This is a genomic window from Vibrio sp. V23_P3S9T160, from assembly GCF_963886625.1.
Classification (GTDB): domain Bacteria; phylum Pseudomonadota; class Gammaproteobacteria; order Enterobacterales; family Vibrionaceae; genus Vibrio; species Vibrio anguillarum.
On the sequence record NZ_CAWPDB010000131.1, the window covers coordinates 22,373 to 29,088 of the forward strand.

The window sequence follows — 6,716 nt, forward strand, 5'->3', positions numbered from 1 at the left end:
TTTTCATTTCTCATTAACCACTTAGCGCTATGAAAAAAACTTTGTTAAGCCCAAGTCGTTGGAGGTGCAGCGAGGTGATAAGTAAATTCAGCCAATGAACATAGATTACCTATGTTCTTAGGGTGCGTTTACGCAGCAACAAAGCTACAACTTCAAAGATGACGTTACTGCTCTTTGTAGTGAACATCACTTAGCTCGCGCAGACGCTGCGCCGCTTGTTCTGCGGTTAAATCTCGTTGGCTTTCAGCCAACATTTCATAACCCACCATAAACTTACGAATCGAGGCACTGCGCAGCAGTGGTGGGTAGAACAGTGCATGCAGTTGCCAATGGTCAATGTTCGTACCCTCTTCAAAGAAAGGCGCGTAATGCCAGCCCATAGAATAAGGGAAAGAACATTGGAACAGGTTGTCGTAACGGCTGGTCAGTTTTTTAATCGCAACGGCGAGATCGTCACGTTGCGCATCACTCAACTCACTCATGCGACGGATATGCGTTTTTGGCAGCAACATGGTTTCAAATGGCCATGCAGCCCAGTAAGGCACAACAGCCACCCAATGCTCTGTTTCCAGCACAATGCGTGAGCCATCTTTCAGCTCAGCTTGCACATAATCCACCAGCAGGTTACTACCCTGTTGTTGGTAATACGCTTTTAGGTTGTGCTCCTTGCGTTCAATTTCATTGGGTAAGAAGCTATTAGCCCAGATTTGGCCGTGTGGGTGAGGTTGGGAACAACCCATGGTTTCGCCTTTGTTCTCAAATGCTTGTACCCAAACGTACTCTTTACCTAACTCTTCGATTTGATCGTTCCACGTATCAATCACGCTGCGAATGTTGCCCACGGGTAACTCTGGCAGAGTTTTGCTGTGATCTGGAGAGAAACAAATCACTCGGCTCAAACCACGCACACCTTGAGTTTTGAATAGAGGGCTATCGGACTCCGGTGCATCTGGCGAATCTACCATCAGTGCTGCGAAGTCGTTGTTGAATACGTACGTACCTTGGTAGTCTGGGTTGACATCACCAGAAATACGCTCGTTTGTCGGACAAAGAAAACACTTCTCATCATAACTTGGCAGTTCATCTACCGCTGGCTTTTCATCAGCCCCGCTCCAAGGGCGTTTGGCGCGATGTGGTGAGACTAAAATCCACTGCCCCGTGAGTGGGTTGTAGCGACGATGTGGATGATCCACTGGGTTAAATTCAACATTCGACATATTGCTTACTCAATTATGCTATTTGATAGTCCGGCGCGTCACGCCGGATAAAAACTAGTACCCTTGCGGGTTATTGGATTGCCAATGCCATGTATCAGCAGCCATTTCATTGATACTGCGCGTCGCCTTCCAAGCCAGATCTCGCTCCGCTTTTGTGGTACTAGCCCAACACTCGGCAATATCACCCGGGCGGCGTGGGCAAATCTCATAAGCAATAGGAACACCACTTGCTTGAGCAAAGGCTGAAACTATCTCTAACACACTCGATCCGTTACCCGATCCAAGGTTGTAAATATGCCTTCCCGCTTTCATCGCAACCGTATTTAAAGCGGCCAAATGGCCATCGGCTAGATCCATCACATGAATGTAATCACGCACACCCGTACCATCCGGTGTGGGGTAGTCGCTACCAAATATGGATAACTTCTCGCGGCGACCTACCGCAACTTGGGCAATAAACGGCATCAGATTATTCGGCACACCTTGCGGGTCTTCGCCCATAGTGCCAGAAGGGTGAGCCCCCACAGGGTTGAAGTAACGCAGTAAGGTCACACTCCAATCTGGCTCAGCAACCACTAAATCCGACAGGCACTGCTCAACCATATATTTGCTACGACCGTAAGGATTGGTGGTTGATCCGGTTGGAGAATCTTCAGTTATCGGCACGATTTCAGGATCGCCATACACTGTCGCCGATGAACTGAATACAATACTTTTCACTCCAGCTTTACGCATACTGCGCGCTAGCACCAACGAACCATTGACGTTATTGTCATAATATTCGAGCGGTTTTATCACGGATTCACCGACGGCTTTTAAACCTGCGAAATGAATCACAGCATCAATATTATGTTCAGAAAATACCTTATCGAGAAAGGCCTCATCACGGATATCACCATGATAAAACACGGGCGTTTTATCTGTCAGTGCATGGATACGGCTTAATACTTCAATCTTCGCGTTAGATAAGTTGTCAACGATAATGGGGTCGATACCCGCTTGTATCATTTGTACACAGGTATGACTTCCGATATAGCCCATACCGCCCGTCACTAATACTTTCACCATACTCTCCTATTGGGATACCGATAGAGGTTGATTCTCGCTCTTGAAAAAGTCTAACAGCCTTACTCGCTTTCAATCTGTGATCAAAACACCACAATGTAAACGTTTCCACGAAAATTCTAAAACAATTCCCTTCACTTAACTGATTTTATTTAAATTACGTATACAATACGCACAGGTAGGCTCTAGTGAGATATTTTGCAGCCCACCACCTTGCACCATCATCTTCTCTAGTTCGACTTACCTTGCTGAGTTTTAGCCCATGCCCCAAAGCCGTGTAGAACTGAATAACCGAATGAATATCGTCACTTTGACTTGGCCGATCTTTATTGAGATTTTATTACGGACGGCGATTAACACCAGTGATGTGTTTATGCTGAGTAGTTATTCAGACAAGGCTGTATCAGCGGTTGGGGTTATCACTCAAATCAATTTTTTCTTGCTGATTGTCTCAATGATGGTCAGCAGTGGTACTGGGATCCTAATTGGGCAATACAATGGCTCTGGCCGCCAAAGTGAATCGGCACATGTTGGGGTGGCCAGTTTACTGCTTGGATTAATCATTGGCTCATCGCTCAGTTTAGCCGCTTATTTGAGCGCTAATTCAGTCATGAATGCCTACGGCCTAGAAGCGCAGGTTGCACAATATGGCTATGAATATCTGGTTATCAGTGGCAGCTTTACAGTAAACGTTACCATCGGCATTGTACTGGCGACGATTTTGCGCAGTAACGGCTACTCCAAAGCGCCGATGTTCATTAATTTATTTGCCGGATTATTGAATATCATCGGTAACTATATTGCTATTTTTCAACCCTTTGGACTGCCCGTCTACGGTGTACAAGGGGTTGCGATATCAACAGTGTTCAGCCAAATTGTCAGCACTATTTTGCTGTACTACACCGTTAAGTACTACCACATATCACTACCGGTGAAAGAGTGGAAAATCATCCCGAAGCCGCTATACCAGAAGATCATCAAGATCGGCATGATGAATGCGGGAGAGATTCTTTCCTATAACATGATGCAACTGACGGTGATTTTTTTCGTTGTAAAAATGGGCACGGCTTCATTGGCCGCGTTTACTTATGCGCAAAACATTGCCCGTCTCGCCTTTGCATTCTCAGTGGCTCTTGGGCAAGCCGGGCAAATTCAAACTAGCTACTACATTGGTAAAGGTTGGGTGGATGAGATTCTGACTAAAGTTCAACAATATTTTGTGGTTGGCTTTCTCATCTCCAGCACATTGACGATCTCAATTTATCTACTGCGCGCTGACATCATCGCCCTCTTCACTTCTGATCCTGAGATAACGGCTTTGGTCGCAGGGTTAATTGCTGGCTCCATTGCAATGGAAGCCGGGCGCACGTTTAACCTAATTTTTATTGCCGCACTCAAAGGCGCAGGAGACATTCGCTTTCCAGTGCAGATGGGCATATTAAGCATGTGGACTTTTGGCGCAGGTTTAACTTACTTATTTGGCCTACATTGGGGATGGGGAGTTATGGGTGCATGGGTGGCCATTTCGGTGGATGAATGGTTCAGAGGCATCATCATGTTTAGGCGTTGGCGATCTAAGGCTTGGACTAAGTTTAAACTCAGTTAACCCATGCCAATCTGTTTATCGTTTTTCTGCGGTTTACAAATGGTTAAGGATTAAATTTGAATCTGCTCAAACATCCTTTTAAAGTAGCTAAACAACGTCTCTTTAAGAGTGCTTATGCACATGTTTACTATTTTCAAAACTTTTTTTCTGCTTGGGTGGATAAGCTTTGGTGGGCCAGCCGCTCACATTGGTTATTTCCGCAATACATTCGTTGAAAAATTAAAATGGATTGAAGATAAAGAATACGCACAGATCGTTGCCTTAAGTCAGTTTTTGCCAGGGCCAGGTTCAAGCCAAGTTGGGTTTGCACTAGGGTACCATCGTGGTGGCTTACTGGGTGGATGCGCCGCTTTTGCTGGTTTTACACTCCCTTCGGTTTTGATCATGGTTGCCCTTGCCATCGCCAGCAGCCAATTACTACAAGCCCCCTTATTTCAAAACGTGATTCACGGCTTAAAACTGCTAGCCGTTGTGGTTGTCGCGGATGCCACATGGGGAATGTATAAAAACTTCTGTAAGAATCGCTTAACCGTTGGGTTGTGTGTGGCCACCGCTGTGATGCTGATTGTTGCACCCAGTATTGGAACGCAAATCGGAGTTCTCATTGGGGCAGCGCTGATCGGAGTGAAATGGCTCCCTAGTCAAGATTTAGCCACTGAACGTTCATTTGTCCCCGCTTTCGTCCCTTTCGCTCTCTTTATTGGCTTACTGGTCGGTTTACCTTTTGCCGCCCACTTGATGCCTGAAATCGCTCTATTTAACCACTTTTATCAAGCGGGTAGCTTGGTGTTTGGCGGTGGGCATGTCGTGCTTCCATTGCTGCAAAATTTAGTTGGCGACGCGCTTGACCCGGATCTGTTTTTAACAGGATATGCCGCAGCGCAAGCGGTTCCTGGTCCAATGTTTACCTTCGCCACTTACATTGGTTACGCTCTACTACCACAAGCGCCAATCTTAGGCGCAACTCTGGCGACCATTGCCGTCTTTTTGCCGGGTTTTTTGTTACTGCTCGGCGTGCTTAAAAATTGGCAAGCCTTAGCAAACTATCGATCAGTATCAGGAGCAATCAACGGTGTTAACGCCGCCGTCGTTGGTTTGCTGCTCTCAGCCTTATATCACCCTGTATTTACAAGCTCGGTCAGCAATCATCTAGATATGGCGATCGTTCTGATCGGTTTTTACCTACTAAAACAGCTCAAACTGCCTATTGTCTGGCTGGTTATATTCTTTATGCTCAGTGGTATTGCACTTGGATTAAACTGAAATTGGCCATACGCCTTGTGACTAAAAATGGCGTCAAATAGCCGTATTTATCTAGTGACCCAGCGTCATCCAACGGCTTTCCAGTACCACCTCATATTGCTTGGTTATATAACCCATTTTTTAGTTAAATTTCACGCACGCATCGCTTATCTGTTCTAAACTTATCAATTAGAAGAGCTTCTCCATTTCAACCTTGGAGACCCTGTAGCGCAGAGGAACACGCGATGGATACGCATAGCAAAGGTTGCGAGCACGCCTATTTTCCACATGTTGGTCCACTCAATAAGCAACTGGCTAACATACACCAACGAATGCAAGTCAAAGTCCCAGAGATTGACCGTATCTCTTTTGCGCTATACGACCATAACCATGATAATTTGAAAACCTACGCCGACAGCACCTTTCACGGGGGCGAGCTTATACATTACGAGTTTCCACTTGCTGAGCTTCCAGTCCTTAAGCAATGCGCACAAAACGGCCAGAGTCGTAGCGTTGAAAATATCCCAATCCAATTGAAGCCAGACTATCCTCATACTCGCTGGCTAATTGAGCAAGGTTATTGTTCATCACTGGCGATTCCGACTTACCACCAGCAAGCATTTATTGGCTTTATTTTCCTCAACTCGTGTCAAAGCCATTTGTTTACCGAACAGGTAAAGCAGAATGTAGAACCTTTTATTGAGATGATTCGCTTTGCAGTTTGCTCTGAATACGATTTAGTCCACACTATTTTAGAGACTGTAAATTTGACTCAAGCGCGCTCCCCAGAGCATCAACTGGAATCGAAAGAGCATAAAGAACGTATTAGCTGTTATGCCAAGGTCATCGCTACTGAGGTTGCTGACATTTATCAACTGGATGATGAAACCATTGATAACATTATCCAGTTTTCGCGCTATCACGACATAGGCAAACTTGCCCTACCGACAAGCTTATTACTTAACCCGAATACATTAGATAAACCAGAGCGTGCTCAACTGTATAGCCACATAGAAAAAGGTATTGAAATCATTAATCAAATTATTGATGACATAGGTACACCTGATCACCCTTGCATATCCATATTAAAAGAGATCGTCGCTTATCATCATGAGTTTTTGGATGGCAGTGGCTACCCTTACGGCCTCATGCAAGACAATATCCCGATATCGGCACGCATTATTGCTGTTGCCAACGTCTTTGATGCCTTAACAAGTCATCGTCCATACAGACAAGCTTGGTCTGTTCCTTTCGCCCTTCTCGAGCTGGAAAAAATGGTCGTGAGCGGCAAGCTTGATAAACACTGTGTCAATGCCCTTCGTTATCATCAAGAGTACTTAAAACAGGTGATTGATACCCACCCAGAAATTGACCCGAAGGATAGAATCAACTGAACAGAAATAAACGCTACTCGGAGTTAGGAGTGTCAAAATAAGAAAGTGAATCCAGCGCGCAACTTTAACGTTTAGTAACTACAATCTTCTTTTACCTAACCATTCCACCATGCTAGAGTTAACAAAACATTAACATAAAAACAATAATATTTTTGCCAATAACATGGAGTTAGAGAATGATCCAGCCTAACG

5 protein-coding genes are annotated in these 6,716 nt (G+C 45.1%); 3 read left to right on the forward strand and 2 right to left on the reverse strand.

The features are described from left to right. Nucleotides 1-164: 164 nt before the first annotated feature. Nucleotides 165-1,217 carry a UDP-glucose--hexose-1-phosphate uridylyltransferase gene (locus tag AACU59_RS10980; protein ID WP_017046557.1) on the reverse strand — a complete coding sequence of 351 codons (1,053 nt, stop codon included), beginning with the start codon at nucleotides 1,215-1,217 and terminating at the stop codon, nucleotides 165-167. A 54-nt stretch (nucleotides 1,218-1,271) separates the two neighbouring features. Continuing rightward, the gene (gene galE, locus AACU59_RS10985) at nucleotides 1,272-2,285 is read right to left on the reverse strand and encodes a UDP-glucose 4-epimerase GalE (RefSeq protein WP_094144444.1); all 1,014 of its coding nucleotides are present in this window, start codon (nucleotides 2,283-2,285) and stop codon (nucleotides 1,272-1,274) included. Nucleotides 2,286-2,544: 259 nt separating this feature from the next. On the opposite strand from galE, the gene AACU59_RS10990 reads away from it, so the two are divergent. The 3 genes from AACU59_RS10990 to AACU59_RS11000 all read left to right on the forward strand — a co-directional run bounded on the left by AACU59_RS10990 (nucleotide 2,545) and on the right by AACU59_RS11000 (nucleotide 6,524). Further along, the gene (locus AACU59_RS10990) at nucleotides 2,545-3,888 is read left to right on the forward strand and encodes an MATE family efflux transporter (RefSeq protein ID WP_443281068.1); all 1,344 of its coding nucleotides are present in this window, start codon (nucleotides 2,545-2,547) and stop codon (nucleotides 3,886-3,888) included. A 114-nt stretch (nucleotides 3,889-4,002) separates the two neighbouring features. After that, complete coding sequence (gene chrA, locus AACU59_RS10995) at nucleotides 4,003-5,151, forward strand: chromate efflux transporter (RefSeq protein WP_094144510.1); 1,149 nt, start codon at nucleotides 4,003-4,005, stop codon at nucleotides 5,149-5,151. 224 nt (nucleotides 5,152-5,375) lie between these two features. After that, nucleotides 5,376-6,524, forward strand: coding sequence for an HD domain-containing phosphohydrolase (locus tag AACU59_RS11000; RefSeq protein ID WP_094144509.1), 1,149 nt, complete (start codon nucleotides 5,376-5,378; stop codon nucleotides 6,522-6,524). Nucleotides 6,525-6,716: the final 192 nt, after the last annotated feature.